Origin of the sequence: Bartonella sp. AA89HNZF, from assembly GCF_042196905.1 — a bacterium.
Classification (GTDB): Bacteria; Pseudomonadota; Alphaproteobacteria; order Rhizobiales; family Rhizobiaceae; genus Bartonella.
The window spans coordinates 1-1,125 of sequence record NZ_JBHIRD010000034.1 but is presented as its reverse complement, the minus strand read 5'-3'; the positions used below and the strand labels follow the sequence as shown (position 1 = coordinate 1,125).

Sequence of the window (1,125 nt, the reverse complement as noted above, 5' to 3'; positions counted from 1 at the left end):
TAAAAAATTTGCATCTGATGGCAGTGTTTCTGACTCGACTTATGACAGTGTCGCATCTGCCTTTGCCGGTGTTGGTGTTTCATTCGAGAATGTTAAAGATAAATTTAATAATATTAAGGATGAAATTAGCAAAGAGATTGAAAAGGACATTACGGCTGCTAAAAATGACGCTTTGTTGTGGGATAAGTCCAAAGGTTCTTTTGTAGCGATACATGGAGACAAGAAAGAAAACAGCAAGATTACATCTCTTCAAAATGGAGATATTTCTGCTATTTCAACGGATGCAGTAACGGGTAATCAGCTTCATGCGTTAGGTGATAATGTTGCAAAATCTTTAGGTGGTAACGCTAAATATGAGAATGGCACATGGACAGCCCCTACATTCAAGGTTAAAATAATCAATTCTGAAGGTCATGATGAAGAGAAAAGCTATGGTAATGTAGCGGAGGCATTTTCCGGTGTAGGTAGCTCTTTTACGAATATTAAGAATGAAATAGGCAAAGACATTGCCGATGTGAAAAGTGATTCCTTGAACTGGAGCAAAACGGCGAATGCCTTTGTTGCAACGCATGGATCAGGGGACGCGAAAGCAAATAGCAAGCTTACATCTCTATTAGATGGGGACATTAAATCTGGTTCGACGGATGCAGTAACGGGTAATCAGCTTCATAAATTGGGCGATCAGGTAGCAACATATTTTGGTGGTAATGCTAAGTATGAAAATGGCGCTTGGACAGCTCCTTCTTATAAAATCTCTACTATTACTAATGATGGTGCGGTAACGGATAATACTTATAACGATGTTGGAAGTGCGTTTGCGGGTCTTGATACGAGTGTCCAGAATGTAAATACGCATCTGTCTAATGAGGTCAAAAAGTTTGATGAAAAAATAAGTAATATTACTCAATCAGTTCAAGGTGATTCCTTGTTGTGGAGTGAAACGGCTAAAGCCTTTGTAGCGACGCATGGATCAGGGGATGCGAAGACAAATAGCAAGCTTACATCTCTATTAGATGGGGACATTAAATCTGGCTCGACGGATGCAGTAACGGGTAACCAGCTTTTTGCGACCAATAAGAGTGTTGCAACTTATTTAGGTGGTGGCGCTAAATATGAAGAAGGTCA

1 pseudogene is annotated in these 1,125 nt (G+C 39.9%); it reads left to right on the top strand.

What is annotated here, in order from left to right:
* Nucleotides 1-1,125: pseudogene (locus ACFIN0_RS09090) on the top strand (hypothetical protein); the annotation flags it as partial.